The organism is Cupriavidus sp. GW821-FHT07C08, assembly GCF_059419025.1.
The window spans coordinates 177,472-203,792 of record NZ_JBWKQZ010000006.1 but is presented as its reverse complement, the minus strand read 5'-3'; the positions used below and the strand labels follow the sequence as shown (position 1 = coordinate 203,792).

The window sequence follows — 26,321 nt, the reverse complement described above, 5'->3', positions numbered from 1 at the left end:
GACTTTCATATAGTCATCCGACCCGGCTGCCTTTGGGCGGTCACCGCATCGCCCGTTTCCCGACCTCCCTTGCCGCATGGCAGACACCACCTCCAGCGAACTCCTCTCGCGCAGCCGTCAGCCGGTCTACCTGCAGCTGGCTACCATCTTCCGCCGCCAGATCGAAAGCGGCGCCTGGCGCCAGGGCGAGCGCATTCCCTCCCTGGAGGAACTGTGCCGCCAGTACGGCGTGGCGCGCATGACCATGCACCATGCCTTGTCGATGCTCGACGAAGAAGGGCTGGTGGAGCGCGCGCGCGGGCGCGGCACTTTCGTCAGGGCACCGTGCCAGGCGCGGCGGCAGGTGTCGCTGTCGACCAGCTGGGACGAGGCGGTGGCGGTGGGCGCGCAGCTGGACACCGAAGCGATGGTCGAGTCGGCCGGCAACGTGCCGCTGCCCGCCGATCTCGGCATGCCGTGCGCCGGTGAGCGCGCCGCCGACTACCACTTCCTGCGCCGGCTGCACCGGCTCGAAGGGCGGCCGTTCGCGGTGGGCGAGGTCTATATCGAGGCCGGCGTCTTTGCGCGCGAGCCCGAGGCCTTCCGCCAGGGCGCCTCGGTGCCGGTGCTGGACCGCTTCCCCGGCCTGTCGGTCAGCACCGCGCGCCAGCGCCTGTCGATCGTCGCGGCCGGGGCCGAATCCGCCGCCGCGCTGGCGCTTGCCGTGGGCGCGCCGGTGGCTGAGCTGCGCCGCTTTGCCTGTGTCCCGGGCGAGCGCGGCGAGCTGATCGTCTACTACGCACGCATCGAATTCCCGACCGAGTTTGTCTGCCTGGATTTCGACCTGCTGGCGGCGCGGCCGCGCCCGGCCTGACGCCCCCAGTGCAACCAATGCCAACCTGCTGACCCAGAACCTGAGCGGAACCCGAGACATGGAAACTACCCAACCGATGAACGGCGCCGAGAGCCTGGTCAAGACCCTGCTCGCCAATGGCGTGGACACCTGCTTTGCCAACCCGGGCACCAGCGAGATGCACTTCGTCGCGGCGCTGGACCGCATCCCGGGCATGCGCTGCGTGCTGGGCCTGTTCGAAGGCGTGGTCACCGGCGCGGCCGATGGCTATGCGCGTATGGCCGGCAAGCCCGCCGCCACGCTGCTGCATTGCGGCCCGGGCCTGGCCAACGGCCTGGCCAACCTGCACAACGCGCGCCGCGCGCAGACGCCGGTGGTCAACATCATCGGCGACCAGGCGACCTACCACCGGCCGCTGGACGCACCGCTGACCGCGGATACCGAAGGCTGGGCGCGTCCTGTCTCTGTGTGGACGCGCACGGCCACGCAGGCTGCGTCCGTCGGCGCCGATGCCTCGTCCGCGGTGCAGGCTGCGTGCGCTGCGCCGGGCGGGGTCGCCAGCCTGATCCTGCCGTCCGATGTGTGCTGGGATGCTGGCGGCGTGGTGGCCGCGCCGCTGCCGCCGCTGGCGGTGCCCAAGGTCTCGCCCGACGCCGTGCAGCAGGCCGCGCGCGTGCTGCGCTCGGGCCAGCCCACGCTGGTCGTGCTGGGGGGCAGCGCGCTGCGCGAGGCGCCGCTGGCCGATGCGCACCGCATTGCCGCAGCGACCGGCGCCCGCCTGATCTCGCCCATGTCCAATGCACGCGTGTCGCGCGGCAGCGGCCGCCTCGCGGTGGACCGCGTGCCCTATTCGGGCGATGTCGCGCGCGACAAGCTGGCCGGCATCCGCAACGTGATCCTGGTCGGCGCACCGACGCCGGTGACGTTCTTTGCCTACCCGGGCAAGTCGCCGCGCCCGTATCCGGAAGATGCCGTGATCCATGTGCTGGCACGTCCGGAGGAAGACCTGGCCGAAGCGCTGTCCCGGCTGGCCGACGAGGTGGGCGCACGCAATGCGCCACTGCCGGCTGCCGCCGCGCCCGCATCCGTTGAGCCCGCGCACGGCGCGGTCACGTCCGAGGCGGTGGCGCGGACGCTGACCGCCTTGCTGCCCGAACAAGCCATCGTGGTGGAAGAGAGCATCAGCTTCGGCCGCGCCTTCTACCCGGGCACGGTCCATGCGGCCCCGCACGACTGGCTGCAGCTGACCGGCGGCGCCATCGGCGAAGGCCTGCCGCTGGCCGTGGGCGCGGCGGTGGCGGCGCCGGACCGGCGCGTGGTGGCACTGCAGGCCGATGGCTCGGCCATGTACACGCTGCAGTCGCTGTGGACCATGGCGCGCGAGCAGCTCGACGTCACCGTGGTGCTGCTGGCCAACCGCAAGTACGCCATCCTGCTGGGCGAGCTGGCGGGCGTGGGGGCCAACCCGGGCAAGACCGCCCTGGACATGCTGGACATCGGCAATCCCGACCTGGACTGGGTCAAGCTGGCCAACGGCATGGGCGTGGAGGGCGCGCAGGCCAGGGACATGGAGAGCTTTGCCGACCTGTTCCGCATGGCCAATGCGCGCAGGGGGCCATTTGTGATCGAACTGGTGATCTGAGCGCGGCGCTTTCCGCATTCAAAAATCCAGCCTTCGGCAGATGTGAATTGTTGCAATGCACAGACTGCGGCAAGCTCATTGCCGTGCCATGGAAGCCCATGGCGGCACCATCAAAAGTGAAGGAGACTCCATGCCCCAACAAGAAGCGGCGGTGGGTCCGGACAAGGCTTATGCGGACCAGCTCGCCGCTGGCCAGTTCCGCATCCAGCATTGCCAGGACTGCAAGCGCCACGTGTTTTTCCCGCGCAATATCTGCCCGCACTGCGGCGGCGACACGCTCGCCTGGGTCGAGCCCAAGGGTACCGGCACGGTCTACTCCACCAGCGTGATCCGCCGCAAGCCGGAAGCCGGCGGCGACTACAACGTGGTGCTGGTCGATCTGGATGAGGGCGTGCGCATGATGAGCCGCGTGGAAGGCATTGCGCCCGCCAGCGTGCGCATCGGCATGCGTGTGCAGGCACGCGTGGCGCAGGGCAAGGAAGGCGAGGCCGCTCTCGTCGTGTTCGATCCGGTGGAGGGCTGAGGCCATGAGTTTGTCCAATTTGCGTGGCAGCGTCGCCATCGTCGGGGTCGGCCAGGCGGGCATGGGCGAGGCCCACGGCAAGACTGAAATGGAAATCCTGGTGGAGGCCGCCAAGGCCGCCGTCAGGGATGCGGGCCTGTCGATGCGCGACATCGACGGCATCGCCACCGCCAGCGTCGGCGCCAGCATGTGGGTGATGCCGGTGGCCGAGTACCTCGGCATCAAGCCCAAGTTTGTCGACAGCACCATGATCGGCGGCTCCAGCTTTGTCTCCCACATGCTGCCGGCGATGATGGCGCTCGAATCGGGCCAGTGCGATGCGGTGCTGGTCTGCTACGGCAGCAACCAGCGCACCTCCACCGTCGGCCGCGCCGGCATCGCCAAGGTGCGCGCGGTGCTGGACCCGCAGCCGCATGAGCACCCGTACAGCCCGCTGCAGCCGATCACGTCATATGCGCTCGCCGCGGCGCGCCATATGCACCAGTACGGCACCACGCGCGAGCACCTGGCCGAGGTTGCCGTGGCCGCGCGCAAGTGGGCGCAGCTCAATCCGGAAGCGATGATGCGGGACCCGCTCAGCATCGACGACGTGCTCAATGCGCGCATGGTGTCGGACCCGCTGTCAGTGCGTGACTGCTGCCTGGTCACCGATGGCGCCGGTGCCTATGTGATGGTGCGCGCGGACCGCGCCAGGGATCTGGCCAAGCCGCCGGTCTATGTGCTGGGCAATGCCACTGCCACGTGGCATCGCCAGATCTCGTGCATGCCGGACCTGACTGTCACGGCCGCCAAGGAATCCGGCGAGCGGGCCTTCGCCATGGCGGGGCTCAAGCCGTCTGATGTCGATGTGGCTGAGCTTTATGATGCGTTCACCATCAATACGCTGCTGTTTCTGGAAGACCTGGGGTTCTGCGCCAAGGGCGAGGGCGGTCAGTTTGTCAGCGGCGGCGGCATTGCGCCGGGTGGGCGGCTGCCGGTGAATACCAATGGTGGTGGGTTGTCATGCGTGCATCCTGGGATGTATGGGATGTTCATCACTATTGAGGCGGTGCGGCAGTTGCGGGGGGAATGTGGGGAGCGGCAGGTGAGGGATGCTGAGGTTGCCGTTGTGCATGGGAATGGGGGGACGTTGTCTAGCCAGGCTACGGCGATTCTGGGGACTGCGGCGACGGTTTAATTGGGTTTTGGGCTTGGTGCCATTACGGTCGCTTGTCGTCCTTGGCGGGCGTGGCTGTTTCGCCGGCGTAGCCGGCGAGTCACTTTTTGTCCGAGCAACAAAAAGTAACCAAAAAGCGCGTCGCCTATGCGGCTGGCAATCAATTCCACGGCGCTGGTGGTTCGAGCGGTGGTGCTTTCCGTTTGGGCGTGGGTGCCCGTTCGACCCTGCTACGCCATGTGAGTCAGGGATAGTGCCTGCGTTAACACACTATTGAACGATCCCCATGCAGGGCGTAGGCCGCCTGCTGCAAACGGCATCGCGGGGACGCCTACGGCTGCTGCGCAGGCTCAATATGCGTTGACGGTCATTGGGCGCTTGCGCGGAGCGCAGCCGAAGGCGTTGATGCGATATCGCTGGAGAGCGCGGGCCACCGCCCGACTTGGGGATCGTTCAAAAGCCGGTTATCGCAGGCACTGGCACACACTCACATGGCGTTAGCAGGGTCGAACTGCGACCACATCCAAACGGCAAGCACCGCCGCCCATATGACCGACGCCGCGTAATTGATTGCCAGCCGCATAGGCGACGCGTTCTTTGGTTACTTTCTGTCGCTTGGACAAGAAGTAAGTCGCCGGCTACGCCGGCGAAACAGCCACGCATGCCAAGGGCGACAAGCGACCGCATGGCGTACAACCCAAGCCCACCTCAATCCGCCAACTCACTCCACCCCTGCTCACCCCCCAACCCGGGCAATAGTCGCACCACATACTCATGCAACCGCGACAATTCAAACGCAATCCCATCCGGAAACCCCTGCCGCCCACCCCGCTTATCGATCAGCAACTCAACCAGGAAAGCATGCAGAGCCGCCGGGTTGGCTGCAAGCGCAGCCAGCTGGTTGCCGATGCGCGCATAGCGGCGGCATAGCTCCACGGGGCGCGCCTCGGCCGGCAGCGATGCCAGCCACCGCATGGCGACATCTGAAAGCAAGGTATCTTCCGGCGACGGCGCTCGCCGCACGCCGCTCCAGTCAGGCTCGGCATGCAATGGCGGCGCACCGTCCAGTACCTTCTTTGCTTCCTCAACGGTGACGAATTCAAAAGAGAGGGGTTCCATGCCAGCTCCGGGATCAGACCAACGCGCACCGTTGCGCATTAACTCGCATTCTAGCGATTACGTCGCTTCGCAGGCTATCTTGACAGCCATGCCAGCCTCAGCCTTCGTGCGCCTTCTTCGCTAGCGCCTGTCAGCGCGCGGGGCATCCGGTCTCCCATGCGGGGACGAGCGCGCCGTCGCGCGCGAACCGGAACTGGCCGTCGAGGTAGCCCAGGCCGAACAGCGTCAGCACCTGCGTGTAGTAGCCGGGCGGCTCGCGCTGCGCCAGTTCGCGCGTGCGGCGCGCTTGCGCGCTGGCCTGGCCGGCGCGGCCGAGCGCGGCCAGGTAGGGCGCCACCGCGGCGGAGAAGCCGCCGTTGCCGGCGTTGGGGCCGGGCTGGCCGGTCTGCGTATCGACGCGTTCGGGCGGGAAGCCCTTGGCGGCCACGTAGTCCGCCAGCGGCGTGAAGGTGCGCAGCAGCGCGGCGCGCTGGGGCTCGTCGCTGGCCAGCATGCCGGCCCACAGGTAGACGCGGATCGCGTTGTAGGCGCTTTCGGCTTGCGTTTGCGCATCGGGCAGGAAGCCGCGCCCGGTCTCGTATTCCGCCCAGTCCGGCGAGAAGCCGCGCGGCGCGGTGTCCAGCATCAGCCTGGCCGAACTGGACACCAGTTGCTGCCAGGCCGGTTCATCGGGCAGCAGCGTGGCCAGCCGGCGCATGACCTGCATCGGCACATAGCTTGGGTTCAGGCGCCAGCGGCGCTCGCTCAGCTTGAACCCCTGCGCGCCGGGCAACACGGTGCGGCCCAGGCCGGGCAGCACCGCCGTTTCCTCGCGCAGGATGCGCCGGGCCATCAGCGTGCCGAGCGCGGTGAAGCGCCGCTCCTGCCAGAGCCGGCCGGCCTCCAGCAGGGTGTAGGCAAGCCACAGGTCGGCGTCCGAGGCCGGGTTGGCATCGATCACGCCCCAACTGTCTGCGGCCTTGCCGGCAGACCTGGCCTGCTCCGGCGGCAGCCGTCCCCAGATCCAGGCCGGCAGGTGCGCGATCAGGTCGCCCTGGGCGAGGTTGTTCTCGGTCCAGGCAAGCAGCTTGTCGAAGCTGGCGCGGTCATTGGCGGCGAGGGCGAAGAACAGGCCGTAGGCCTGGCCTTCAGAGACCGTGGCCTGGTTCTCGGTACTGGCGTCGATCACGCGGCCGTCGGCGCTCAGCAGGGTTTGCCTGAAGGCATCCCAGTCCGCCCACTTGCAGACTGGGGCGCCGGCAGCCGGGGCGGCCAGCGAGGCACAGGCCAGCGCACCGGCGAGCAGCCATCGGGTCAGGCCCGTCAGCGTGCGCCGCATGTCAGCTCCGGTTGCGCTGCCCATATGCCCGAAAAGCACCGCGCGAGCCACATTTCCTCCGGGTCTAAAAAAAAAAGATTCAGGGGTGATATAAAAAGCGGAAACGCCGCCCCCTGGCAAGGGGGCGGCGTTTTCGGTTGGCAAACCGGCCGCTTCAGGCTGCCTGTTGGCGGCGCAGCTTCAACCGCCTTACCCGCAGGTCCCGTCGGCCACGCACACGCCGCGCGCCACCATCTCGCCCATGAAGTCCATGGAAGCCTGGTCGGCTATCGCGTCGCGCAGCGCATCCAGCGCGGCATCATGGGGATCGCTGGCATTGCCGGCCTCGAGCGGCGTGTCATGCCAGCGCCGGGGTACGGCAGCGGGGTCGATATCGACCCCGGCACCTGCGGCCAGCGCAGCCAGCACCGCGGCTTCCGCTTCGGCCATGGCGTCGGCAGACAGGTCCCTGGCGCGCCCCTGTCCGAAACTGTCGAACGCCTGGCCCGGTGGCGCGCCAAGCAGCTTCCACAACGCCAGCTCGGTCAGCGGCGAGCAGTTCACGGTGCGCCCGCCCAGCACCAGGCCATGCAGCCGCAGGCGGTTCGGCTCGCCCTGCGCGAGCCCGCCCTCGCAGCGCACCATCAGCGCGCCGCCCGGCACCTCGGGCAGGCGGAATGCGCCCTTTGCATCGGTGCTGGCGTTGCGTACTTGTCCTCGCGCATCGCGCAACTGCACGGCAGCGCCTGCCAGCGCGGCGCCGACGGCAGCCGTGCCGCTCACTTCCGGCACATGGTCATCCCCGCATGCTGCAACAGCCGCGACCCCGCATGCGAGCACGAGGTGGCGCCAGGATCTAAGGTCCTTGCCCATGGTTGCTCCGCCTAAGGTGCCAGGGTGGCCAGCTCGCGGCGCGAGCGGTTGAACAGGCCGCGCGCCAGCGGCGTCGGGCGGAAGTCGACGTCAAGCGGCGAGATCGTGATGAACTTGGCCAGGAAGGCCGGCGTCTCTGCAATCCGCGCCAGCGCTGCCAGTTCGGTCTCCGGCGCGCCAACGTCGATCGATACCGTGTTGTCGGCATTGCGCTTGTAGGCGGTGGTAAAGGAATCCACCGTGCCAGGCGTGGTCAGGCGCACGCCAGCAGGGGTGCCGCCGGCGACGATCGGGTAGTTGATGCTCAGCGGGTGGGCCACCGGCAGCAATGGCTGGCCGGCAGTGCGCGTGGCTTCCAGGCTGGCAATTACGCGGGCCAGGAAGGCCCCGGCCTTGGGGAACGCGGCCACGGTGCTGCCGAAGCCGGTGCGTGCTTCGGCAAAGTCCACGCCGACGCTCAGCGCAATGCCGGGCACACCGCGGCGCGCGGCGAACAGCACGTTCATCACCGTGCCCGAGTGCGGGATGGAATCCGACAGGTTCTCGCCGAAATTGGCCCCGGAGACGACCAGGTCCGGGGTGAAGCTGCTTTCCGGCCCGATGATCTTCAGGCCCATGGCGGTGGCGTCCACCGGCGAGCCGCTGCCCAGGTAGTCCGGGTTGGTGGTATTGAGCGCGCCGCCCGCGACAAAGGTGGTCTTGACCCGGTGCACGCAGAACGTGTCGGCGCTGCCGGCGAGCGGATCGACCACCAGCCGGGTGCGCCCGTCGGGCACGGCATAGGCAGCGCCCGAGCCGCTCTGGTTGCTGGCCGGGCCTACCGTGATGACGCGGTGGCCGGCGTCCTGCAGGGCCTTGCGGACCGCGTCGATGCCAGGCGCGGCGCAGCCGTCGTCATTGGTCAGCAGCACATTGAGTGCCTGGGCGGGGCTGGCCGCGGCAGCCAGTGCGGTGGCCGCGATACCGAGGGAAGCGAGCCGCAGGCGGGCGCGAAGTCGAAGCATGGGAACCTGTCTCCTTATTCTTATGCGTGGTGAAAGCAGTGCCCGGCCGCGCAGCGGCGCCGCCAGGCTTGATAGCGGCCGGGGCGGCACCGTCACGGCACCAGCAGGCCCCGTTCGCGCGCCAGCGTGATCGCCGTATCCTCGATCATGTCCTCCTGCCCGCCCACCAGCCGCTGCCGGCCGAGCTCGACCAGGATCTCGCGCGCGGGGATGCGGTACTTGGCCTCGGCGCGCTTGGCGAACAGCAGGAAGGACGAATACACGCCGGCATAGCCCAGCGTGAGCGCGTCGCGGTCGATGCGGATGGGGTGGTCCATGATCGGCACCACCAGGTCCTCGGCCACGTCGGCGATGCGGTATACGTCGACGCCGGTCTCGATGCCCATGCGCTCGCACACGGCCACCAGCACTTCCATCGGCGTATTGCCGGCACCGGCGCCCAGTCCCGCCGCGGCGGCGTCGATGCGGCTGGCGCCGCAGGCAATCGCGGCGAGCGAATTGGCCACGCCCATGGCAAGGTTGTGGTGGCCGTGGAAGCCCAGCTCGGTCTCGGGGCGCAGCGCCTGCCGCACGGCGCCCAGCTTCTCGGTGACATCGTGCGGCAGCATGTGCCCGGCCGAGTCGGTGATATAGAGGCAATTGGCACCATAGCTCTCCATCAGCAGCGCCTGCTGCACCAGCGTCTGCACCGGTGCCATGTGCGCCATCATCAGAAAGCCCACGGTATCCATGCCCAGCTTGCGCGCCATGCCGATATGCTGCTCCGAGACATCGGCCTCGGTGCAGTGGGTGGCGACGCGGATGGTATGCACGCCGATCTCATGCGCCATGCGCAGGTGGTCGACAGTGCCGATGCCGGGCAGCAGCAGCGCGGAGACGCGCGCCTGCTTCAGTTCGCCCAGCACCGCGCGCAGGTATTCCTCGTCGCTGTGCGCGGGGAAGCCGTAGTTGACCGAGGCGCCGCCCAGGCCATCGCCGTGGGTGACCTCGATCAGCGGCACGCCGGCGGCGTCCAGCCCGCGGGCAATGCCTTTCATCTGTTCCAGCGAGATCTGGTGGCGCTTCGGGTGCATGCCGTCGCGCAGGGTCATGTCGTGCAGGGTGATGCGTTGGACCATGGCAGGCTCCTCAGGCGTTGGCGGTTTCTTGCGCGCTGCCGGCGCGCATGGCGGCGGCAATGCATTCGGCGGTGCGGGCGGCCGAGGCGGTCATGATGTCCAGGTTGCCGGCATACTTGGGCAGGTAGTCGCCCAGGCCCTCGACCTCCAGGAAGATCGACACGCGCTTGCCGTCGAACACCGGGCCGTTCTTCAGCGTGTAGCCGGGCACGTACTTGCGCACTTCGGCAATCATGTCGTGCACCGAGGCGGTAATCGCGGCAACATCGGGCGCATCGTCGGTCAGGCAGTGGATGGTGTCGCGCATGATCAGCGGCGGCTCGGCCGGGTTGATCACGATGATGGCCTTGCCCTGGCGCGCGCCGCCGACGGCTTCGATCGCGCCCGCCGTGGTGCGCGTGAACTCGTCGATATTGCGGCGCGTGCCGGGCCCGACCGAGCGCGACGACACCGTTGCCACGATCTCGCCATAGGCCACCGGCTGCACGCGCGATACCGCGTACACCATGGGGATGGTGGCCTGCCCGCCGCACGTGACCATATTGACGTTCATCTCGTTGCTGCCGATATGGGCGTCCAGGTTGACCGGCGGCACGCAGTACGGTCCGATCGCCGCCGGCGTCAGGTCGATCACGCGCACGCCGCGCGCGGTCAGCTTGGCCGAATGCTCGGCGTGGACGTAGGCGGAGGTGGCATCGAAGGCGATGCGGACATCGTCGGCCTCCAGGTGCGGCAGCAGGCCGTCGATGCCGTCGCTGGTGGTCTTCAGCCCCAGCTCGCGCGCGCGCGCCAGGCCTTCGGAGGACGGCTCCACGCCGACCATCCAGACCGGTTCCAGGATGTCGCTGCGGCGCAGCTTGTAGAGCAGGTCGGTGCCGATATTGCCGGGCCCGATCAGGGCACATCGGATCTTGTTCATGGGGTCTCGCTTGGCAGAGTCAGGAAGTCAGGAAAGTCTTGGAAGTCAGCGGAACACGGCGCTGCAGCCGCCGATGCCGGTGATATGCATGGACAGCCGGTCGCCCGCCTGCACCGGGATCAGCGCCGCCAGCGAACCCGACAGGATGGTCTCGCCGGCCAGCAGGGGAATGCCGAAGCTGCCCAGGGTATTGGCCAGCCACGCGACCGCGTCGGCGGGATGCCCCAGCGCGGCGCTGCCAAGCCCGGTGGCCACGCACTCGCCGTTCTTCTCGAGGGTCATCGCGCATGCGCCCAGGTCCAGCGCGTGCGGGCTGACGCGTTCCTCGCCGAGCACATAGACGCCGCAAGAGGCGTTGTCGGCGACGGTGTCCTCGATGCGGATGCGCCAGTCCCGGATGCGCGAATCCACGATCTCGAAGCAGGCCGCCACCGCTTCGGTGGCGTCAAGCACATCGTCGCGCGTCACGCCCGGGCCGCGCAGGTCGCGCCGCAGGAAGAAGGCAATCTCGCCCTCGGCGCGCGGCTGGATCAGGGTATCGGTGGGAATGGGCTGCCCGGCGGCGTACTGCATGCTCTGCAGCAGGATGCCGAAGTCCGGCTGGTGCACGTCCAGCATCTGCTGGACGGCCTCGCTGGTCACGCCGATCTTCTTGCCGGTGATGCGGTCGCCGGCCGCCAGCCGGTGGGCGATAAAGCCTTGCTGGATGCGATAGGCAGCGTGGACGTCGAGCCCCAGTCCGCGGCCGCTGAGCGGCGGCACCGGCGCGCGCGTGACCAGCGCATGGTGGAGTTCATTGCTGAGCGTGGTGATCAGGTCGGCGTTCATGGCAGGGGAGGGTCGGGCCGCACTGCCGCGGCGGCAGCGCGCCGCGGCAGTTCGGGTCAGGACAAAGGTCAGAACGAATACTTGGCGTTGAAGGCCACGTAGTCGCGGTCAGCCAGCGGACGGTTGGCGATGTTGGCCCCGCCGACGAACGCGGCGTAGGTCAGGTTGAGCTCCAGGTTGTTCAGGTACTTGAAGGTCAGCCCCACGCTGGCGCGCTTGTCGCCATAGCCCATCAGCGTGCCGAAGGCGCCGGCCACCGCCGACTGGCCGCTGAACTGCTGCGCGTAGGTGAGTGGCACTGACATGTCCCAGCCATCGAACACATTGTTGTAGTTCAGCGACCAGCCCACCTGGAACGCCGCCGAGTTGCGGGTGTTCGACAGCTTGCTGAAGCCCATCACCGGGTCCACGCCCAGCGCGTGCAGGTAGGCGACTTCGCCCAGCAGCGTCTGCGAGTCGGCCAGGAAGGTCGGGCCCACCGAGTAGATGGCAGAGAGCTGGCCCTGCAGTGCCCGGCCGCGTGTCGCGGTGGGCGAGCCGGCCACGTCTACCAGCATCGGCACGCCGTCCTTGTAGCTGACTTCACCGGCGACGTTCGCGCCCAGCACCTGCGTGGAGAAGCTGGCGCCGGTCAGGTTGATGCCGCCGTAGAACTTCTGCTGGTACTGCAACGTGGGGAAGAGCGAGGTGACCACGCTCGGGTTCTTGTCGTGATAGCGCAGCTGGTAGAGCCCGATCTCGGTGCTTTCAAATACGCGGAAGCGCGCGCCCACGCCCCATTGCCCCCAGTCGGAGGGGCGGATATCCGGGCCGCGCGGGATATTGAAGCCGGGCCCAATGATGAATTCCGCGCCCGGGCCGACCACGTCGGAGGTGCTGAAATAGCTGCCCGGAGCGAAGATCTGGTTCGGCTTGTAGGTGAACTGGTAATAGCCCATCACGCTGAATGCCGGCGTGACCTGCAGTTGCAGCGAAGCCTGTGGCACCGGCAGCAGGATGTCCTTGACCTCGGCGCCCGGCACGAAGGCCTTGGTCGCATCGGCAGGCCCTTGCGCGCCGGCGATATTGGCGAAGAACAGGCTCTCGCCCCAGGCGACCACCTGGTTGCCCAGCTTGAAGCTCAGTTGGGTGTCGCCGATCGGGGTCGCACCGTAGACATAGGCATCGAGCAGTTGCGCGCGGTGCTCGTGATAGTCCTGCGCGGAACCGGTGAACTGGTTGAACGGGCCGCTGTGGTTGACCGTGAACGGCGCATTGTTCGAGTTGGTGCCGCTGTAGGCCCAGTCCTGGAACACGCTGCCACGCACCAGCGCGCCGAAGGCATCGTGCTTGACATGCGCTTCGCCCAGCAGCGAGACGCGGTTGGCGATCATGTCGCCTCGCTTGAAGTTGCGGTTGCCGTCGTCGCCGTTGATATTGGCCGGGCTCAGCAGCGTGTTGCTCTGGTGGCCGGTGCGCACCGCCGCCCCGTAGGAGGCGGTGACGCTGTAGTCGAGCGTGGTGTCATGGCCAAGATCGATGGTTTCGCCCGCCCTGGCTGGCGTTGCAAGCAGCGCGGCCAGTGCCGCCGCGGCAGCGATTGGCCGCAGCCGGTTGCGGCGTTTCAGTGGGCCGGATGGTGGATGGTGCATGGTGGTCTCCCCGTGGTGTCGGTGTTGGTTCATTGCCTGGCACTTCGAATGGCGCTCGCCTGGTCGCAAGCGTAGAGAGGGGCAGCCATGCACAAATCGGCAGAACGGACTAGGCGGTTTCCCTACGGGCGGTAGCCGCTCAGCCGCGATTGAGCGAAGCCGCGTCGAGGAAGGCCGGGCGCTCGCCGCCACCGTCGATCACGAGATTGGCGCCCGACACATATGACGCCTGCGGCGATGCCAGGAACAGGCACGCGCCGGCGATGTCGTCCGGGTGCGCGAGGCGGCCCAGCGGCACCGTCGCGGCCATGGTGCGCAACGCCTCGGGGTCGCCGTAGTGCTGCTGCTGCGAGGTGTCGGTCAGCACCATGCCCGGGCTGACCGCGGCAACGCGCACCTTGGGCGCCCATTCCACCGCGAGCGTGCGCACCGCATTGAGGATGCCGGCCTTGGCGGCGCCATAGGCCGCCGTGCCGGGCGAAGGACGCAGCGCGCTGACGCTGCCCACGAACAGCTGCGTGCCGCCGCCGGCTTGTTGCTGCATGCGTGCATTGGCGCGCTGCGCGAGCTGCAGCGGCGCCACCAGGTTGAGCCGGATCACCGATTCCAGCAGCCGTGGCGAGGCCTGCGCGACCAGCGCGAACGGCGAGCCGCCGGCGTTGTGGATGACCACGTCGAGCGTGGGGCTGGCCTGCGCGATCTGCGCCAGCATGGCATCGGCCTGTTCGATGTCGCGGATGTCCGCCGCGATGAAGCGGGCGCTGCGGCCATCCGCGGCCGGCAGTTCGCTGTCGTCGGCGGGCGCGGTGCGTCCGCATACGAAGACCTGCGCGCCGGCGCGCAGGAAGGCCTCGCTGATGGCGCGGCCGATGCCGCGCATGCCGCCCGTGACCAGCACGGTCTGGCCGGTGTAGTCGAATCCTGTCATGGGTCCCCCTTGATGCATGGAGCGCCCATCGTAGGAGAAGTGGCCGTCCGGCTCGTAGTCCGAATGAACGATGCCCGCGCTGGCGGCGCTGCGCAATATGCTGGGCAAACCACGGGAGACGCCCTCATGTCCGCTACGTCACAGCACACGCCTTTGTCCCCACACCCGAACCTGCCGGTCGGGCGCTTCATCACCACGTCAACGGGCCTGCGCCTGCACTGCCTGGACTCCGGCAGCGGCGAGCCGGTGGTCTTCATCCACGGCAGCGGTCCGGGCGCGAGCGGGCACAGCAACTTCCGCCACAACGCGCCGGCCTTCGCCGAGGCGGGCCTTCGCACCGTGGTGGTGGACCTGCCCGGGTATGGCCTGTCGTCCAAGCCGGACGATGTCGAGTACACCCTGGACTTCTTCGTCGCCGCGTTGCGTGAGCAGTTGCTGGCACTGGAGCTGCCGCGCTGCGTGCTGGTGGGCAATTCGCTTGGCGGCGCCATCGCGCTGCAGTACGCGCTGGACTTCCCGGAGCATGTCAGCCGCCTGGTGATGATGGCGCCCGGCGGCGTGGAAGAGCGGGAAACCTATTTCCAGATGGAGGGCATCCAGCGCATGGTGTCGCTGTTTACCGGCGGCCACATGAACCCGGACACCATGCGGCAGCTGCTGCAACTGCTGGTGCACGACGCCAGCCTGGTCACCGACGCGCTGGTCGACGAGCGCATGGCGGTGTGCCGCGAGCAGCCGCGCGAGGTGCTGGCCACCATGAAGGTGCCCAACCTGACCGAGCGGCTGGGCGAGATCCGCTGCCCGGTGCTTGGCTTCTGGGGCACGGAAGACCAGTTCAATCCCGCCTCGGGCGCCACCAAATTCCTGGCCGGCTGCGCCGACGCGCGCTTCGTCATGATCAACCGCTGCGGCCACTGGGTGATGGTTGAGCACGCCGCTTATTTCAACCGTGAATGTCTCGGCTTCCTGGCGGATACCGCCCAGGGCGGCGCGGCATAATTGGCTCGCACGCCCACACAACAAGACCCAGGAGACATCATGGAATACCCATATAGCCTGTTCGACCTGCGCGGCAAGGTTGCCGCCATCACCGGTGCCGCGCGCGGCATCGGCGCGGAAACCGCGCGCGTGCTGGCAGCGGCCGGCGCGAAGGTCGCGGTGCTTGACGTACTGGAAGCCGACGGCAAGGCCACTGCCGAAGCCATCTGCGCCGAAGGCGGCGAGGCCGCGTTCTGGAAGCTCGACGTCACCAGCGAAAGCGACGTGGCGCGCGTGTTCGCGGAGATCGCGGCGCGCTTCGGCGGCCTTGGCATCCTGGTGAACAACGCCGGCATCGAAGGGCCCAATGCGCCGACCCATGAGCTGGCGCTGGAGCAATGGCAGCAGGTCATGGCAGTGAACGTGACCGGCACCTTCCTGTGCACCAAGCACGCCATCGGGCACATGGAGCGCGCAGGCGGCGGCGCCATTGTCAACGTGTCGTCGATGTACGGCATCGCCGGCGGGCCGGACGTGCCGCCTTATCACGCGTCCAAGGCCGCGGTGCGGATGATGGCCAAGACCGATGCCATGCTCTACGCCGGCAAGGGCATTCGCGCCAACTCGATCCATCCCGGCTATATCCGCACGCCGATGCTCGAACACGTGGCCGACGCCTCGGGGCAGGGCGAGGCGCTGTTTGACTACCTGGGCGGGCAGACTCCCGCGGGCAAGGTGGGCCAGCCGCGCGACATCGCCGCGGGCATCCTGTACCTGGTGTCCGACGCCGGGCGCTACGTCACCGGCGCCGAGCTGGTGATCGACGGCGGCTACACCGCACGCTAGGACAACCAGAGGAGAACCCCCATGCCCGATAGCGCCGCGATGAAAGCCACGCTGCTCGCCTATGTCGAACGCTTCAATGCCGGTGACGCGCAGGGCGTTGCCGCGCTCTACGCCGACGATGCCACCGTCGAAGACCCGGTCGGCGCGCAGCCGATCGCCGGCAAGCCGGCCATCCTGGCCTTCTACCAGCACACCACCGCGCTGGGCGCGCGCCTGGAGGTGGTGGTGCCGCCGCGCGGTTCGCACGGCGACGCCGCCGCGCTGACCTTTGCCGTGCACGCCCGCCTGGAAGGGCGGCCGGCCCGCATCGACGTGACTGACATCATGACGTTCGGCGCGGATGGCCGCATCCGCAGCATGCGCGCCCACTGGGGGCCGGACGACGTGCATTTCCTGTAGGCCGGCCGCGCCCATGGCCCGCCACACCCGCGAGGATGCCGCCGTCACGCGGGCGCGCATCCTGGCCAGCGCGCTGCAGCTGATCCGGCACCGCGGCCTGCATTGCGTCACCGTGGACGACGTGGCCCGCGCCATCGGCATGACGCGCGGGGCCGTCTATGGGCATTTCCATTCCCGCGCCGAGCTGCTGGGCGCGCTGCTGTCGTGCGCCGAAGCCGACTTCACCGCCCGCCTCGCGCCGCTGGCGCAGGGCCGCGCCGGCAACGGCCCAGGCACGCTGGAGCAGGCGCTGGCCGCCTTGCTCCATGGCGATGACCTGGCGCGCCACGTCAGCCTGCTGGCGGCCCTGCTGCAGCACAAGTGCGGCGACGACTGCGAGCTTTGCCCGCTGCGCGCCCGCGTGCTGACGGGCGTCGAGACGCTGCGCGCAACCTTCGCTGGCCTGCTGCCGGCCCCCGGCCTGGCCAGCCTGCTGGTGGCGCACCTGTGGGGCCTGCTGAGTGCGCACGCCATGCACCTGGCGCCGTCTGGCCTGTCCGGCTGTGCCGCAGCGCTGGCCCGGCTGTATCAAGGGCCCGATGTGCCGCCGCATCCAACCCTGTCCACCCTCCCTTCCTGTCGACCCGACGCCACTTTCGATCCGGCACTGCTGCGGGATACCCCCTAGTCTGCTCGGACGAAGAGTTTCGGGCCGGCGCTGACTACGATGCTTTCAAAAGCATGGAAACCCAGCAAGGGTGCGGAGGAGACAGCAATGAAGCGGCTCGGATTTCGTTGGGCGGCGGGCCTGGCCGGGGCCGGCGCCGCAATGGGCGCGGCCTGGGCGATTGCCGTGGGCGGCGACCTTGCCACCGCGCATGGCAGCCAGGACGAGATGCCCGCTGTCAGCGTGGCCTCCGCCAACGCGGCGCAAGACCACTGCAACGACGCCTGCGTGCGCAGCCGCGGCACCGCGGCGTTGGTGGTGCTAAGCCAGAGACCTCCGCATTGACCTGTCGATCGACCTGCCTATGCAGGTCGATCGACGGGCCAGTCCCTAATAGCCGAAATAGCGATCTGCAACCTCAGTCGATCAGGAAGCGCTGCGTCAGCAGCGCCCAATAGGCCGCGCCGATGGCGACGTTGTCGTCGTTGAAGTCGTAGCCGGGGTTGTGCACCATGCAGGCGCCTGCGCTGTCTCCATCGCCGTTGCCGATCAGCAGATAGCTGCCGGGGCAGCGCTCCAGCATGAAGGCGAAGTCCTCGCTGCCGGGCAGCGCCGGGCCTTGCGGCACGACCTTGTCCGGCCCAAGCAAGGCGAGCGCCGTCTGGCGCGCGAATTCCGTCTCTTCCGGAGTGTTGACGAGCACCGCATAGCCTTGCCTGTAATCGGTCTCGGCGCGCACGCCGTAGCTTTCCGCCTGGGCCTGCACCAGGGCCTTGATGCGCCGCTCCAGGGTGGCACGCACGTGGCGGTCGAGCGCCCGCACGCTGATTTCCAGCGTGGCTTCCTGCGGGATCACGTTGTTGGCCTTGCCGGCATGCATGGCGCCGACCGTCACCACCGCCATCTGCAGCGGGTCGACGTTGCGCGAGACCACGGTCTGCAGGGCAAGCACGATGCCGGCGGCGGCCACCAGCGGATCGGCTGCCCGGTGCGGCAGCGCGCCGTGGCCGCCCACGCCTCTGACCGTGACGGTGGCGTAGTCCGACGAAGCCATGGTGGGACCGTCGCGCAGCACCAGCCGTCCCTGCGTGATGCCAGGCATATTGTGCATGGCGAAGACGGCGTCGCAGGGATACTTCTCGAACAGCCCGTCCTGGATCATGCGCACGGCGCCGCCCATGCCTTCCTCGGCCGGCTGGAAAATCAGGTTTAGCGTGCCGGAGAACTGCGCTTCCTGCGCCAGGTATTCCGCGGCGCAAAGCAGCATGGCGGTGTGCCCATCGTGCCCGCAGGCATGCATGACGCCGGCATGGCTGCTGGAGTAGGGCAGGTCGGTCGCCTCGCCGATCGGCAGGGCGTCCATGTCGGCGCGCAGGCCGAGCCGGCGCGTGCCGCTGCCGCGCCGCAGCCTGCCCACCACGCCGGTGCCGCCCAGCCCGCGCTCCACGTCGTAGCCCCATTGGGCGAGGCGCTCGGCCACGGCGTCGCTGGTGCGGTGCTCCTGGAAGCCAAGTTCCGGATGCTGGTGAATGTCGCGGCGCAGCGCAACGAACTTGTCCGCGCGGGAGCGCAGCGATTCCAGGATGGCGTGCATGGGATTTCTCTCCTCTCTATATGCGATGGCATTGGCGTTGCGTCATTGCGGCTGCAGCCCGATGGCCTTGGCCAGGCCGCGGTAGCGCGCCGTCTCGCCTTCGTAGAAGCGGGCCGCCTCCTGCAGCGTCATCGGCGTGGCCACGGTCTGCATCTGGGCTTCCAGCCCGGCGCGCACGGCGGGATCCTTGAGGACATTGCCGAGCGCCAGGTTCAGGCGCTGCACCATCTCGGGCGGGGTTCCCTTCTTCACCATGAAGCCGGTCCAGATCGTGAAGGCGAAGTTCTTCAGCAGCTTGCCTTCGCCGATGGTGGGCACATTGGGCAACAGCGGCGCCCGGGTGGCGCCCGCGGTGGCGAGCAGTTTCAGCCGTCCCTGCTGGGCCATCGCGCCGAGCGCGGCGTTGAACGGCACGATGGCGAAGTCGAGCTGGCCGCCGCCGAGGTCCTGTACCAGCGGCGCCGCGCCCTTGTAAGGGACGTGGGTCATCCTGGTGCCGGTGAGCTGCTGCATGTGCTCGACCAGGATGTGGTACAGCGAGCCCACTCCCACGCTGCCGTAAGACAGCGGCTTGTCCTTGCGGCTGCGCGCCAGGGCGATCAGTTCGTCCGCGGAGTTGGCTTCCAGGTCCTTGCGTGCGATCAGTGCCAGCACCGCGGTGGAAATCGGCTGCACCAGCTGGAAGTCCTCCGCCTGCAGCTTGACCGCGGCATTGGCCAGCGGAGACAGGATCACTTCGTTGGGAGAGCCCTGGAACAGGTAGTAGCCGTCGCCCGGCGCCGACAGCACCTTCTGCGCGCCGATGGCGCCGCTGACGCCGCCCAGGTTCTCCACCAGCACGGTCTGGCCGAGCTGCTTGCCGACGGGCTGGCTCAGCACGCGGGCGATGGCGTCGGAGGCGCCGCCGGCGGGATAGGGCACCATCAGTGCGATCGGCTTGGCGGGATAGGACGCCCCGGTCCCCCCGGTCGCCCCCGCGGCTGCGGTCGCGCCGGCCGCGCCGGCGCAGATCGGGCTGGCCAGCACGGCGGCAAGCAGGCCGCGAGTCAGCCTCGTCAGCGGGCGGCGCAGGCATTGTGTGAGGGTCATCGTCGTCTCCTGATCATGGATGCCGCGTCTGTCTTGTTGCCCCGGCGGGACGCACGGCTGGCAGCCATGTTAGGAAGGCGGCAACCTGATGTCCAATGCATCATTTTTCTCATTATCATTACAAGATTGCATGCGAGGACGGCGATGAACCTGATTCAGCTCAAGCACCTGATCGCGCTGGCGGAGACCGGCTCGTTCAGCCAGGCCGCCGCGCGGCTGCATCTGACGCAGCCGGCACTCAGTCGCAGCATCCAGGCCCTGGAAGCGGAGCTGGGCATGCCACTGGTAGACCGCATCGGCAAGCGCAACGAACTGACGCCGTTCGGGCAGCTGGCGCTGGAAAGGGCACGGCGCATCGCCTTCGAGGCTGGCGAGCTCAGGCAGAGCGCGCTGGCGTTGCAGGCCGGCCAGGCGGGCACGCTGCGCATCGGCCTGGGATCCGGGCCGGGCGCCATGCTGATGACGCCGTTGCTGGTGCATATGGCCAGGCACCATCCCAGGGTCAGGCTGACCATTTCGCGCGGCGCGACCAATCTGCAGCTTCAGCAGTTACGCGCCCGCGCGCTTGACGGCGTGGTCATCGATCTGCGCTCGCTAGTGCCGGGCCCCGACCTGCGCGTGGAGCGGCTGCCGGACCTGCGCGCCGGCTTCATGTGCCGCAGCGGCCATCCGTTGTGCAAGCTGCGCCGCGTGAGCTTCGACGATCTGCTGGCCTATCCGATCGCTTCCAGCCCCCTGTCGGACGAGGTGGCGCGCATCCTGATCGCCCACTTCGGGCCACGCGCGCATCCCGACCAGATGGTCACGCTGCGCTGCGAGGAGATCTCCAGCCTGGTGGAAGCCGCCCGCATCACCGATGCGGTGTTCCTCGGCATCATCGCCGCCGCGCGCGAGCCCATGGCAAGCGGGGAACTGGTGGAGCTGGCATTGACGCCGCCCTTGCACACCAGCGCGCAGTTCGCGCTGATCACCTTGCAGGGACGGACCGAGACGCCCGCAATGGAGATGCTGCGGGCATTCATGGCGGAGAGGATGCGGGAGTAGCGGCGCTCCCGCCCGCGCGTACAGGCAATGACTGCTCAGCGCAGGCCAGCCTGCCGTTGCGCATTCAGCGCTTCCGCGCGCGCCTTGACGTCGCGTGCCACCTGGTCGAAGCCCTGCTTCACCCAGGCACCGTGCTCGCGCATGATGGTCTCGGCATTCAGCCCCAGGAACAGGTCAGTGGTGAAGTAGCGGGTGCGCCCGGGCCCGGCGGTTTCCAGGTACTGGTCGCGCCGGGCGGCATCCTTGTTCTCGTCGGTGGGGCGCTGCTCCCACGAGAGCAGGCGCTCCGGCTCCCACGCCACCAGGTACTCGTTGACCGGGATGACCTGATCGGTGCCGGGGATGCGCACCTGCATGTACACCAAGTCGCCGAGCCGGCCGGTGGTCTCCAGCCCCGGGCAGAACGTATTCCATTCCGCGTAGCGCGCAAAGTCGGTCAGCACTTCCCACACCAGCGCTACCGGCGCGTCGATTTCCACCTGGATCGACGTCACGAGATTCTCTGCTTTGGCCATCGGCCCCTCCTTTATGAAAGTCATTGGGAAGGGACACACTAGAGCCGTGCATGTGGGCTTCGCATACCCCGAACGGACGAGTCCGGGTGGACGAAGGCGAAGTCATCGAGGTCATGCAGATTGAGGCTTGCCCCGAGGGCGCGCTGTCCGGCGGCGGCGACGCGCGGCGGGGTCTCAGTCTCCAACTGCTGTGAGCTTGGTGCCGGCCAACCGGGATGGCTGGCATTTTTTTTGGTTCATCGTCAAACTCTGGGGTCGGGCCGCGCGCAGGCCCACACACTTCAGGAGAACCCATGTTTGACCACGTCAAATTCGGAGTCAGCGACTATGCAGCGAGCAAGGCGTTCTTCCTCAAGGCACTCGAACCGCTCGGCGTAGCGGTTGCCTCGGAGGGGCCGCCGACGTATGGTGTCGAGCTTTGCCCAAAGGGTAAGGCTTCATTGTGCCTGTTCCAGACCGAGGAGAAGCCGGCGCATCTACACCTGGCGTTCACGGCCGAGAATCGCCAGCAAGTCGAAGCTTTCTATCGCGCGGCCCTGGAGGCGGGTGCCAAAGACAATGGTGCGCCCGGTCTGCGCCCGCACTACCACGCCAACTACTACGCAGCGTTCGTCATTGGTCCGGACGGGCACAACATCGAAGTGGTTTGCCACCAACCCCAGGCCTGACCCTTCCATCGAGGGACGACTATTTCCCGTCCGGGTATCCCAGCTTCGGATACCAGTCCGCCCCCCGGCCTTCCGGCGTGGTGTCCAGCAGGGTCCACAGCGGATCCAGGTCCGGCGCGCCGCGCGGGTCCTGACCCGGGTCGGCCGAGAGGGCGTACATCTCGCTGCTCCAGAAATGGCGGATCTTGCCGTCCCGGCGCGTAAAGACCGAGTAGGCCGGGACGTCGGCATCCTCGGCGCTGACATAGTCGCGGGTGAAATCGCCGTCGACGTCCGCATAGACCTTCAGCTTGGTCCAGCCCCGCGCCTTCTTGGCGGCGACCAGGCGCTCGATGGGCGAGCGGGCGATCATCGCCAGCGCCACGCGCTGCTCGATGTCCGGAACCTTGTGATCCCACGACGCCATCACCGACGTGCACATGGGGCAAGGCTGTTCCCGCTGCGGTCCGAACATATAGCTGTAGATGACCAGGGTGTCCTTGTCGCCGAACAGTTCGGCCAGCGTGACCGGACCGCGTTCTCCCTGGAAGGTATAGCGCTTTGTCACCTCGCCGCCCGCGGGCAGGCCGCGGCGCTGTTCGGCCACGCGCTCGATGTGGCGCCGCAGCTCGATCTCCTCCGCAAGCAGCGCATTGCGCGCCTTGCGGTACTCCGCGCTTTCATTGGGAAACTGGACGGGGTTTTGTTGCGCCAGCTCAGCTGAGGGAATGAGTTTTGCAGTGGTGTTCATGTCGGTCCTCCTGCCAGGATAGCTACAGCGAATGGCCAGGGAATGTGATGCCGTCGCGCTGCGTCGACATTTCCGCGGCCCTCTCGTAGTTCGTATCAGCCCGGGCCGATATGTTCCGCGCCATGCAGGGCCGATGCTGCCCATGGCGTGGCCATTGTCCCTTTCCATTTGAGAAAGGAGGATGGAGAAAGCCGCGATTCCAGCCCGGCCTGCCTTCCCCTCATCATGTCTGTGGCGCAATAACGCGGCAGATGCCTGCCCGCCCTCCGACCGCAGCCCGTCCTTACGCGCCAGTGCGAGGGCCGTGCCTCACATCGGCACGCTGCGGCGGACCAGCAAGGAGCAACTCTGATGAAGATCGTATTCCTGGACCGTTCCACCATCTCGCCGCAGACCACGCTGCGAGCGCTGCCGTTCCCGCATGAGCTTGAACTCTACGGGGAAACGGCTGACGAGGACGTCGCCGCGCGCATCGCCGCCGCGGACGTGGTCATCACCAACAAGGTGAAGCTGGATGCCCGCCAGCTTGAGCAGGCACCGAACCTGAAGCTCATCGCCATCGCGGCAACCGGCACCGATGTTGTCGACCTGCAAGCCTGTGCCGCCCGCGGCATCGTCGTCTCCAACATCCGCAACTATGCCGTCCATACGGTGCCGGAACATACCTTCGCCCTGATCTTCGCGCTGCGGCGAAGCCTGGCCGCCTACCACGATGCGGTCCGGCGCGGCCGCTGGCAGGAATCCGGCTCCTTCTGCTTCTTTGACTATCCGATCAAGGACTTGCACGGGTCGGTGCTTGGCATCATCGGCGACGGCGTGCTCGGCCAGTCGGTGGCCAGGATGGCGAGTGCGCTGGGCATGCAACCGCTCTTTGCGGCCCACAAGGGACGCGAGGGCATGGGCCCGCTCTACACGCCTTTCGACGAGGTGCTGCGTCGTAGCGACATCATCACCTTGCATTGCCCGCTGGTGGCGCAGACACGCAACCTGATCGACACCGCTGAGTTCTCGAAGATGGAACGGCGTCCGTTGCTGATCAACACCGCCCGAGGCGGGCTGGTCAACGAAGCGGCGCTGGTGGAAGCGCTGCAATCCGGAAAGGTGGCCGGGGCCGGCTTTGACGTTGCGACGCAGGAGCCGCCCGGCGCGGAGCACCCGTTCCATCAGTTGAAGGATGCGCCGAACTTCATCCTGACCCCTCACGTTGCATGGGCCAGCGACGAAGCCGTGCAAGGCCTGGCCGACCAGCTTGTCGACAATATCTGCGCCTTCGCGCAAGGCGCGCCCAGGAACGTGGTGGGCGGATGACGTGCCCGCCAACGAAGGATGGAGCCCAGAATGAAAGCAGCAGGACTCAAGGTGCTGGTTGCACCTGACTCGTTCAAAGGCAGCCTCAGCGCGACCGAGGTGGCGGATCGTATCCGCGCCGGCATCCGGCGCGCGGTGCCTGGTGCGGATGTCACGGTCGCACCGATTGCCGATGGCGGCGAAGGGACCGCCGAAGTCCTGGCGGCCACACTTGCGGGCGTGTGGGAGGAGGTGGTTGCCACCGATGCCAATGGCGTGCCAAAGCCGGTGCGGTACTTCCGCGGCCGCACGCAGGAGTTTGGCGAGCTCGCGATCGTCGAGGTGGCTGAGATTGTCGGCCTTCCGCACGCCCTGGTGGCGCCGGGGCAGCGCACGACCAGGGGAATTGGCCAGGTCATCCGGGCGATCGCTGAGCGGGGCGTGGATACCATAGCGATCGGACTGGGTGGATCTTCCACCAATGACGCAGGCGCCGGCCTGCTGGCGGAAACCGGCTTTTGCTTTACCGATGCGCAGGGCAACGCATTGTGGCCAACCCTGGATACGCTGGACGCGATCAGCGCCGCAACGTATCAGCAGCCTGCGCAGCTTGGCGGCGTCCGGCTGCTGGGCCTGTCCGACGTCAACAATCCGCTCTGCGGGCCAAACGGCGCGACCTTTGTCTTCGGCCCGCAGAAGGGCGTGCAAGACCTGGCCGCTGCGGATGCCCGGCTGGAGCGGTTTGCAAGGCGATGCGCGGCAGTCGTCGGGCTGGATGTTGCCGATGCGCATGGCAGCGGCGCCGCCGGCGGGATCGGCTTTGCGTTGCGCCTGCTCGGCGCCGAGATCGTTTCCGGCGCGGCCTTTGTGCTGGGTGCTGCCGGGCTCGATGCCGGGCTCGGCGCCTTCGACTGGGTCATTACCGGCGAGGGACGGTCCGATGCGCAGACCATGATGGGGAAAGGTCCTGCCATGATCGCGCGCATGGCGCGCCAGGCGGGTGTGCCGGTGACGCTGCTCTCAGGGGCCGTCGAGCCCGATGCCGGGCTGGCCGAAGCCTTCGACGGGTGCATCTCGATTCAGCAGGGGCCGGTATCGATCCGCTTTGCGATGGAGCATGCGGCGGCATTGCTTGAGGATGCTGCGTGTCAGCTTGCGCGCCTCTACATCGCTGCCAGCCGCCAGGAAAATTGCCCGGGCGTATAGCAAAAGGGTCTCCCCACCTGGGGAGACCCTCCACGCATTGAAGACGCTTAGTCCGCGCGAATATTCGATGCCTTGACCACACGCGACCAGGACGCCAGTTCCTGATCGACGAACTTGCCCAACTCCTGCGGCCCCATGTAGGCAGCGAAGGCACCTTGTTCCTCGATCTTCTTCCTGTACGTGTCGCTGGCGACGATCTTCTTCACCTCCTGGGACAAGCGCTCGACGATGGCCGGCGGTGTATTCGCCGGCGCAAACAGTGCAAACCAGGATTCCACCTCATACCCGGGCAGGCCAGCCTCCGCGGTGGTCGGCACATTGGGCATGGAGGGATGGCGCTTCGGTCCGGCATAGGCAAGCGCCTTGATCTTGCCCGCCTGCACATGCCCGATCACGCTCGGCGGAGTGGTGATGAACATGTCGACCTGCCCGCTGATCAGGTCGGTGATCACGGGCCCGGCGCCCTTGTACGGTACGTGCGTCATCGGTACTTTGGTCTGCCGCGCCAGCATCTCGCCGGCGATATGCTGGATCGAGCCGTTGCCGGACGAGGCATAGAACAGGCCCTTGCCATTGTTCTTGCCGTAGGCGATCAGTTCGGCCATCGATGTCGCTGGCAGCTTGCCGCTGACGGCGATGACGTGCGGCGCGCGCATGACCAGCGCCACCGGGACGAAGCTGGACGGCTTCCAGCGGATCTGCGGGAACAGCGCCGGATTGCCGACGTGGTAGCCGGAATACTGGAGCAGCAGCGTATAGCCGTCCGGCGCGGCCCGCGCCACGGCTTCGGTGCCGATATTGCCGCTGGCACCGGGCTTGTTGTCCACTACCACGGGCTGGCCAAGCGCGGCCTGCAGTTGTTCGCCAACCAGGCGGGCCACGATATCGGTGGATCCGGCCGGTGCGCTGGGCACCACCAGGGTGACCGGCTTGCTGGGATAGGCGTTGGCGCTATGGGCCGGGGCGGCCGCAACCAGGGCTGCCAGGGCGGCCGCGGCGATCGTCATGCGTTTCATGGTGTCTCCTCCATGGTTTTGTCGGGTTGGCCGATCTTCAGTCGACCAGTTCTGATATCTCGATCAGGTTCAGGTCCGGATCGCGCACGTAGACCGAGCGGATCTTCTGCGTGGCGCCGGTGCGCGCCACAGGTCCTTCGACAATCGGCCACTGGCATCGCTGAAGATGGGCGATGACGTCGTCGAGCGGGACCGAAGCGATAAAGCAAAGATCGAGTGCGCCGGGAACGGGCAGGTGTGCCTTGGGCTCGAACTCGGCGCCGCGCTGGTGGAGATTGATCTTCTGGTTGCCGAAGCGGAAAGCCAGGCGACCGTTGCCGAAGGTTTCAGGCTGCATCTGCATGACTTCGGTATAGAAGTGCCGCGTGGCTTCGAGGTCAACACAGGTGAGCACCAGGTGGTCGAGATGGTCAATCAGGGACATGATGGTTTC

General features: G+C 67.6%; 28 protein-coding genes. 13 read left to right on the top strand and 15 right to left on the bottom strand.

Features of this window, described 5'->3' with window-relative positions; translation table 11 throughout:
* The first annotated feature begins 76 nt into the window (after nt 1-76).
* From AC07UK_RS10645 to AC07UK_RS10630, 4 genes are all read left to right on the top strand, one after another.
* Entirely contained in the window at nt 77-853 is a 777-nt protein-coding gene (locus AC07UK_RS10645; protein ID WP_436224025.1) for a GntR family transcriptional regulator, read from the top strand.
* A 76-nt stretch (nt 854-929) separates the two neighbouring features.
* A complete protein-coding gene (locus tag AC07UK_RS10640) occupies nt 930-2,474 on the top strand; it encodes an acetolactate synthase large subunit (protein ID WP_494685694.1) in 1,545 nt (514 codons plus the stop codon).
* Nucleotides 2,475-2,604: 130 nt separating this feature from the next.
* Nucleotides 2,605-2,997 carry a Zn-ribbon domain-containing OB-fold protein gene (locus AC07UK_RS10635; protein ID WP_436224024.1) on the top strand — a complete coding sequence of 131 codons (393 nt, stop codon included), beginning with the start codon at nt 2,605-2,607 and terminating at the stop codon, nt 2,995-2,997.
* Between the two features lie 4 nt (nt 2,998-3,001).
* A complete protein-coding gene (locus AC07UK_RS10630; protein ID WP_494685664.1) occupies nt 3,002-4,174 on the top strand; it encodes a thiolase family protein in 1,173 nt (390 codons plus the stop codon).
* A 687-nt stretch (nt 4,175-4,861) separates the two neighbouring features.
* On the opposite strand, the gene AC07UK_RS10625 is transcribed toward AC07UK_RS10630, so the two are convergent.
* The 9 genes from AC07UK_RS10625 to AC07UK_RS10585 form a co-directional block, all read right to left on the bottom strand.
* On the bottom strand, nt 4,862-5,272 hold the full coding sequence (locus AC07UK_RS10625) for a hypothetical protein (RefSeq protein WP_436224022.1): 411 nt from the start codon (nt 5,270-5,272) through the stop codon (nt 4,862-4,864).
* 130 nt (nt 5,273-5,402) lie between these two features.
* Nucleotides 5,403-6,590 carry a cellulose synthase complex periplasmic endoglucanase BcsZ gene (gene bcsZ, locus AC07UK_RS10620; RefSeq protein WP_436224021.1) on the bottom strand — a complete coding sequence of 396 codons (1,188 nt, stop codon included), beginning with the start codon at nt 6,588-6,590 and terminating at the stop codon, nt 5,403-5,405.
* A gap of 189 nt (nt 6,591-6,779) precedes the next feature.
* Nucleotides 6,780-7,442 carry a hypothetical protein gene (locus AC07UK_RS10615; RefSeq protein WP_436224020.1) on the bottom strand — a complete coding sequence of 221 codons (663 nt, stop codon included), beginning with the start codon at nt 7,440-7,442 and terminating at the stop codon, nt 6,780-6,782.
* A gap of 11 nt (nt 7,443-7,453) precedes the next feature.
* Nucleotides 7,454-8,446: a 5'/3'-nucleotidase SurE gene (gene surE, locus AC07UK_RS10610; protein WP_494685663.1), complete on the bottom strand. Its 993-nt coding sequence runs from the start codon at nt 8,444-8,446 to the stop codon at nt 7,454-7,456.
* 92 nt (nt 8,447-8,538) lie between these two features.
* Nucleotides 8,539-9,564 carry a 4-hydroxy-2-oxovalerate aldolase gene (gene dmpG / locus AC07UK_RS10605; RefSeq protein WP_035823796.1) on the bottom strand — a complete coding sequence of 342 codons (1,026 nt, stop codon included), beginning with the start codon at nt 9,562-9,564 and terminating at the stop codon, nt 8,539-8,541.
* A 10-nt stretch (nt 9,565-9,574) separates the two neighbouring features.
* Complete coding sequence (locus AC07UK_RS10600) at nt 9,575-10,483, bottom strand: acetaldehyde dehydrogenase (acetylating) (RefSeq protein WP_436224018.1); 909 nt, start codon at nt 10,481-10,483, stop codon at nt 9,575-9,577.
* 45 nt (nt 10,484-10,528) lie between these two features.
* The gene (gene dmpE / locus AC07UK_RS10595) at nt 10,529-11,311 is read right to left on the bottom strand and encodes a 2-oxopent-4-enoate hydratase (protein WP_436224017.1); all 783 of its coding nucleotides are present in this window, start codon (nt 11,309-11,311) and stop codon (nt 10,529-10,531) included.
* A gap of 68 nt (nt 11,312-11,379) precedes the next feature.
* Nucleotides 11,380-12,942, bottom strand: a complete 1,563-nt coding sequence (locus AC07UK_RS10590) for a DUF1302 domain-containing protein (RefSeq protein WP_436224016.1) — start codon at nt 12,940-12,942, stop codon at nt 11,380-11,382.
* A gap of 139 nt (nt 12,943-13,081) precedes the next feature.
* Nucleotides 13,082-13,870 (bottom strand): SDR family oxidoreductase, encoded by a 789-nt coding sequence (locus tag AC07UK_RS10585; RefSeq protein WP_436224015.1) that lies wholly within the window; start codon nt 13,868-13,870, stop codon nt 13,082-13,084.
* A gap of 126 nt (nt 13,871-13,996) precedes the next feature.
* On the opposite strand from AC07UK_RS10585, the gene AC07UK_RS10580 reads away from it, so the two are divergent.
* The 5 genes from AC07UK_RS10580 (at nt 13,997) to AC07UK_RS10560 (ending at nt 17,084) form a co-directional block, all read left to right on the top strand.
* The gene (locus tag AC07UK_RS10580) at nt 13,997-14,869 is read left to right on the top strand and encodes an alpha/beta fold hydrolase (protein WP_436224014.1); all 873 of its coding nucleotides are present in this window, start codon (nt 13,997-13,999) and stop codon (nt 14,867-14,869) included.
* A 39-nt stretch (nt 14,870-14,908) separates the two neighbouring features.
* Nucleotides 14,909-15,694, top strand: coding sequence for an SDR family NAD(P)-dependent oxidoreductase (locus AC07UK_RS10575; RefSeq protein ID WP_436224013.1), 786 nt, complete (start codon nt 14,909-14,911; stop codon nt 15,692-15,694).
* Nucleotides 15,695-15,715: 21 nt separating this feature from the next.
* Entirely contained in the window at nt 15,716-16,093 is a 378-nt protein-coding gene (locus tag AC07UK_RS10570; RefSeq protein ID WP_436224012.1) for a nuclear transport factor 2 family protein, read from the top strand.
* Between the two features lie 13 nt (nt 16,094-16,106).
* Nucleotides 16,107-16,760, top strand: a complete 654-nt coding sequence (locus AC07UK_RS10565; protein WP_436224011.1) for a TetR family transcriptional regulator — start codon at nt 16,107-16,109, stop codon at nt 16,758-16,760.
* Nucleotides 16,761-16,847: 87 nt separating this feature from the next.
* A complete protein-coding gene (locus AC07UK_RS10560) occupies nt 16,848-17,084 on the top strand; it encodes a hypothetical protein (protein ID WP_494685662.1) in 237 nt (78 codons plus the stop codon).
* Between the two features lie 73 nt (nt 17,085-17,157).
* On the opposite strand, the gene AC07UK_RS10555 is transcribed toward AC07UK_RS10560, so the two are convergent.
* Nucleotides 17,158-18,333: a M20 aminoacylase family protein gene (locus AC07UK_RS10555; RefSeq protein ID WP_494685661.1), complete on the bottom strand. Its 1,176-nt coding sequence runs from the start codon at nt 18,331-18,333 to the stop codon at nt 17,158-17,160.
* 42 nt (nt 18,334-18,375) lie between these two features.
* The gene (locus AC07UK_RS10550; RefSeq protein ID WP_436224009.1) at nt 18,376-19,422 is read right to left on the bottom strand and encodes a tripartite tricarboxylate transporter substrate binding protein; all 1,047 of its coding nucleotides are present in this window, start codon (nt 19,420-19,422) and stop codon (nt 18,376-18,378) included.
* A 144-nt stretch (nt 19,423-19,566) separates the two neighbouring features.
* On the opposite strand from AC07UK_RS10550, the gene AC07UK_RS10545 reads away from it, so the two are divergent.
* A complete protein-coding gene (locus AC07UK_RS10545) occupies nt 19,567-20,466 on the top strand; it encodes a LysR family transcriptional regulator (protein ID WP_436224008.1) in 900 nt (299 codons plus the stop codon).
* A gap of 35 nt (nt 20,467-20,501) precedes the next feature.
* Here AC07UK_RS10545 and AC07UK_RS10540 read toward each other — a convergent pair whose 3' ends face one another.
* On the bottom strand, nt 20,502-20,981 hold the full coding sequence (locus tag AC07UK_RS10540; RefSeq protein ID WP_494685660.1) for an SRPBCC domain-containing protein: 480 nt from the start codon (nt 20,979-20,981) through the stop codon (nt 20,502-20,504).
* A 293-nt stretch (nt 20,982-21,274) separates the two neighbouring features.
* Here AC07UK_RS10540 and AC07UK_RS10535 point away from each other — a divergent pair, with 293 nt between their 5' ends.
* Nucleotides 21,275-21,649, top strand: a complete 375-nt coding sequence (locus AC07UK_RS10535; protein ID WP_494685659.1) for a VOC family protein — start codon at nt 21,275-21,277, stop codon at nt 21,647-21,649.
* A 19-nt stretch (nt 21,650-21,668) separates the two neighbouring features.
* On the opposite strand, the gene AC07UK_RS10530 is transcribed toward AC07UK_RS10535, so the two are convergent.
* Complete coding sequence (locus AC07UK_RS10530; RefSeq protein WP_494685658.1) at nt 21,669-22,379, bottom strand: DUF899 domain-containing protein; 711 nt, start codon at nt 22,377-22,379, stop codon at nt 21,669-21,671.
* 351 nt (nt 22,380-22,730) lie between these two features.
* Here AC07UK_RS10530 and AC07UK_RS10525 point away from each other — a divergent pair, with 351 nt between their 5' ends.
* Together AC07UK_RS10525 and AC07UK_RS10520 are read left to right on the top strand one after the other, a co-directional pair.
* Entirely contained in the window at nt 22,731-23,687 is a 957-nt protein-coding gene (locus AC07UK_RS10525; protein WP_436224004.1) for a D-2-hydroxyacid dehydrogenase, read from the top strand.
* A gap of 30 nt (nt 23,688-23,717) precedes the next feature.
* Nucleotides 23,718-24,872 (top strand): glycerate kinase, encoded by a 1,155-nt coding sequence (locus tag AC07UK_RS10520; protein ID WP_436224003.1) that lies wholly within the window; start codon nt 23,718-23,720, stop codon nt 24,870-24,872.
* 47 nt (nt 24,873-24,919) lie between these two features.
* On the opposite strand, the gene AC07UK_RS10515 is transcribed toward AC07UK_RS10520, so the two are convergent.
* Nucleotides 24,920-25,888 (bottom strand): Bug family tripartite tricarboxylate transporter substrate binding protein, encoded by a 969-nt coding sequence (locus AC07UK_RS10515; RefSeq protein WP_436224002.1) that lies wholly within the window; start codon nt 25,886-25,888, stop codon nt 24,920-24,922.
* A 37-nt stretch (nt 25,889-25,925) separates the two neighbouring features.
* On the bottom strand, nt 25,926-26,312 hold the full coding sequence (locus tag AC07UK_RS10510; protein ID WP_035827066.1) for a VOC family protein: 387 nt from the start codon (nt 26,310-26,312) through the stop codon (nt 25,926-25,928).
* Nucleotides 26,313-26,321: the final 9 nt, after the last annotated feature.

Excerpts from the sequence above, each read along its gene's own strand:
- AC07UK_RS10635 (WP_436224024.1), top strand. The coding sequence starts at position 2,605 with ATGCCCCAACAAGAAGCGGCGGTGGGTCCGGACAAGGCTTATGCGGAC.
- AC07UK_RS10625 (WP_436224022.1), bottom strand. The coding sequence starts at position 5,272 with ATGGAACCCCTCTCTTTTGAATTCGTCACCGTTGAGGAAGCAAAGAAG.
- surE (WP_494685663.1), bottom strand. The coding sequence starts at position 8,446 with ATGCTTCGACTTCGCGCCCGCCTGCGGCTCGCTTCCCTCGGTATCGCG.
- AC07UK_RS10545 (WP_436224008.1), top strand. The coding sequence starts at position 19,567 with ATGAACCTGATTCAGCTCAAGCACCTGATCGCGCTGGCGGAGACCGGC.
- AC07UK_RS10640 (WP_494685694.1), top strand. The coding sequence starts at position 930 with ATGAACGGCGCCGAGAGCCTGGTCAAGACCCTGCTCGCCAATGGCGTG.
- AC07UK_RS10590 (WP_436224016.1), bottom strand. The coding sequence starts at position 12,942 with ATGCACCATCCACCATCCGGCCCACTGAAACGCCGCAACCGGCTGCGG.
- AC07UK_RS10585 (WP_436224015.1), bottom strand. The coding sequence starts at position 13,870 with ATGACAGGATTCGACTACACCGGCCAGACCGTGCTGGTCACGGGCGGC.
- AC07UK_RS10645 (WP_436224025.1), top strand. The coding sequence starts at position 77 with ATGGCAGACACCACCTCCAGCGAACTCCTCTCGCGCAGCCGTCAGCCG.
- AC07UK_RS10615 (WP_436224020.1), bottom strand. The coding sequence starts at position 7,442 with ATGGGCAAGGACCTTAGATCCTGGCGCCACCTCGTGCTCGCATGCGGG.
- AC07UK_RS10510 (WP_035827066.1), bottom strand. The coding sequence starts at position 26,312 with ATGTCCCTGATTGACCATCTCGACCACCTGGTGCTCACCTGTGTTGAC.
- AC07UK_RS10630 (WP_494685664.1), top strand. The coding sequence starts at position 3,002 with ATGAGTTTGTCCAATTTGCGTGGCAGCGTCGCCATCGTCGGGGTCGGC.
- AC07UK_RS10580 (WP_436224014.1), top strand. The coding sequence starts at position 13,997 with ATGTCCGCTACGTCACAGCACACGCCTTTGTCCCCACACCCGAACCTG.
- AC07UK_RS10575 (WP_436224013.1), top strand. The coding sequence starts at position 14,909 with ATGGAATACCCATATAGCCTGTTCGACCTGCGCGGCAAGGTTGCCGCC.
- AC07UK_RS10555 (WP_494685661.1), bottom strand. The coding sequence starts at position 18,333 with ATGCACGCCATCCTGGAATCGCTGCGCTCCCGCGCGGACAAGTTCGTT.
- dmpG (WP_035823796.1), bottom strand. The coding sequence starts at position 9,564 with ATGGTCCAACGCATCACCCTGCACGACATGACCCTGCGCGACGGCATG.
- AC07UK_RS10550 (WP_436224009.1), bottom strand. The coding sequence starts at position 19,422 with ATGACCCTCACACAATGCCTGCGCCGCCCGCTGACGAGGCTGACTCGC.
- AC07UK_RS10570 (WP_436224012.1), top strand. The coding sequence starts at position 15,716 with ATGCCCGATAGCGCCGCGATGAAAGCCACGCTGCTCGCCTATGTCGAA.
- AC07UK_RS10525 (WP_436224004.1), top strand. The coding sequence starts at position 22,731 with ATGAAGATCGTATTCCTGGACCGTTCCACCATCTCGCCGCAGACCACG.
- AC07UK_RS10535 (WP_494685659.1), top strand. The coding sequence starts at position 21,275 with ATGTTTGACCACGTCAAATTCGGAGTCAGCGACTATGCAGCGAGCAAG.
- dmpE (WP_436224017.1), bottom strand. The coding sequence starts at position 11,311 with ATGAACGCCGACCTGATCACCACGCTCAGCAATGAACTCCACCATGCG.
- AC07UK_RS10600 (WP_436224018.1), bottom strand. The coding sequence starts at position 10,483 with ATGAACAAGATCCGATGTGCCCTGATCGGGCCCGGCAATATCGGCACC.
- AC07UK_RS10520 (WP_436224003.1), top strand. The coding sequence starts at position 23,718 with ATGAAAGCAGCAGGACTCAAGGTGCTGGTTGCACCTGACTCGTTCAAA.
- AC07UK_RS10515 (WP_436224002.1), bottom strand. The coding sequence starts at position 25,888 with ATGAAACGCATGACGATCGCCGCGGCCGCCCTGGCAGCCCTGGTTGCG.
- bcsZ (WP_436224021.1), bottom strand. The coding sequence starts at position 6,590 with ATGCGGCGCACGCTGACGGGCCTGACCCGATGGCTGCTCGCCGGTGCG.
- AC07UK_RS10565 (WP_436224011.1), top strand. The coding sequence starts at position 16,107 with ATGGCCCGCCACACCCGCGAGGATGCCGCCGTCACGCGGGCGCGCATC.
- AC07UK_RS10560 (WP_494685662.1), top strand. The coding sequence starts at position 16,848 with ATGAAGCGGCTCGGATTTCGTTGGGCGGCGGGCCTGGCCGGGGCCGGC.
- AC07UK_RS10530 (WP_494685658.1), bottom strand. The coding sequence starts at position 22,379 with ATGAACACCACTGCAAAACTCATTCCCTCAGCTGAGCTGGCGCAACAA.
- AC07UK_RS10540 (WP_494685660.1), bottom strand. The coding sequence starts at position 20,981 with ATGGCCAAAGCAGAGAATCTCGTGACGTCGATCCAGGTGGAAATCGAC.